1 protein-coding gene and 1 pseudogene are annotated in these 1,866 nt (G+C 74.0%); both read left to right on the forward strand.

Features of this window, described 5'->3' with window-relative positions; translation table 11 throughout:
* A pseudogene (locus DQW06_RS25235) lies at positions 1–295 on the forward strand (serine protease); the annotation flags it as partial.
* Positions 292–1,866 (forward strand): hypothetical protein (locus tag DQW06_RS25240; RefSeq protein WP_157983600.1); only part of this gene is annotated, 1,575 nt, incomplete at its 3' end. The pseudogene DQW06_RS25235 and the gene DQW06_RS25240, both read left to right, overlap by 4 nt.

Genomic DNA, 1,866 nt, shown 5'->3' on the forward strand with positions numbered 1-1,866 from the left:
CGGCGAACGGGAGGCGCTCACGCGTACCGCCAGGGCGATGACCGATCTGCGCACGCTGCTCCTGCCCGACCTGCGCCTGGACCTGTACGTCGCGCTCGACCCCCGCCTGCGCCGCAGGCTCCGCGCCGACCAGGACCTGCTCTCCTTCGCCGCGCAGCTGGTCGCCCTCGCCCACGGTGAGTACGGGATCCTCGACGAGGTGCTCGCCCTCCTCGACGCGAGGGAGGACGGGAGCGCGGGGATGCTCCGGGTCCGCGAGGCCGCGGCCCCGCTCCTGGGGAGCCCGCCCGGGTGAGCGAGACGACGGCCACGGCGGGGGGCCAGGCCCCGATCGGAGGGCGTCCGCCATCGGAGGGCGGACGGCTCCTCCCGGAGGACGCCGGACGGCCTTTCCCGGCCGACGGCGGTGTGGAGGACCTGGTCGACGCCCTCTGCGCGCTCCGGTGCGTCCTCCTCCCGGACGCGCGCGAGCAGTTGGCCTACCAGCTGCCGACGCGGGTCCGCCGCAACCTGCGCCTGGAGGGTTCACCGGTCGAGTTCGCCCGCCACCTGGTACGCCTGTGCCGGGAGCAGGTGCGCCTGGGCTGCCTCGTGCGCTGGATCCTCTACCTGGAGGAGCGCGGCCGCAGCTCGCTGGCGGCGGCCCGGGCCGCGGAGCCGCTGGTCCACGCCGAGGAGTGGGAGCAGCTGTACCGCCTCCTGCCCGAGGGAACCACCGACGCCGACGTCGCCCTCGTCCGCCGGGAGCTGGCGGGGCACTCCCCGGACCTGGTCGCCGAGGCCTTCGAGACCGCCCGGACCGACCAGCTCGCCCCGGCCGAGGCGCCGCCGCACACGGCCTGGGACCGGCTCGTGGACCTGGCCGAGATGACCGTGCCCGAGGGCGTCGAACTCCCGCTGCGGGTCTTCTGCGCCCTGCTGCCCTGCGCCGTCCCGCTGCGCGACTGCGCCGACCTGCTCCTGCTCTGGGGCGGCGGGCGGCGCGAGGGCGCGGCCGCGCCGCCCGGCACGCGCGCGCCGGCCCGGCTCGTCGTGCACGTCACCCAGGGCCGGAGCCGGGACCGCTACGACGTCGAGTACTGGACGGTGCTCAGCGAGAGACGGGGCAGGGCCCCGGACTTCTGCGGCCACGGCCACACCCCGCACATGGAGGCCGAGCGCATCGGCGCCCACGTCGGCGGCCTGCTCACCCTGCTGGAGGTGGACCACCGCACGGGGTACCACGAGGGCGTGCGGGTCGAGCTGGTCGCACGGCTGGACCTGCTCCGCCGCCTGGAGGCCGAGCGCTGGCAGGAGGCCGGTGAGGGCGACCGCAGGCTCGGCGCGCGGGCCCAGGTGGTCTACCGGGCGGAGGAGCTGGTGGACCCCGCGCGCGGCGACACCGCGCAGGCCCGGCGTACCTGCGCCCGCCGGTGGGAGGGGCTCGCGAGCGCGTGCGAGGTCCTGCACCTGGACACCGCGCACGAGGCCGGGCAGAGGAGGCGCAGGGGCGGACGGACCTACCGCGAACCCCTGGTCGAAAGGCTCCAGGACGACAGGATCGTCGCCCTCTCCGTTCCCTCCCATCTGGATGAATGCCACATGTCGGTCTGGTCGGCGCTCATGATCGGGGTTCCGGTCGTGATCTGGCGTTCCACCGACAATGGTCCTGGAGCAAGTCCGTGGCTCAATCTGGGGAAGGTGGGGCGGGAGGTAATGGTGCCACCCGAAAGAATACGAGCGCTTCCCAAGGCGCTCCACCAATCGCGTTCCGGATGCGTTTCCCCGGACGATACCGGGTACATCGAAGAAAGCTTCGAGGTCGCCGTCTTCTACCACGACACCCTTCCGGTTCTGCCCGCCCCCAGACCGATGACCCCCCCACAG

Source organism: Nocardiopsis sp. TNDT3, from assembly GCF_003427465.1.
Taxonomy (GTDB): Bacteria; Actinomycetota; Actinomycetes; order Streptosporangiales; family Streptosporangiaceae; genus Nocardiopsis; species Nocardiopsis dassonvillei.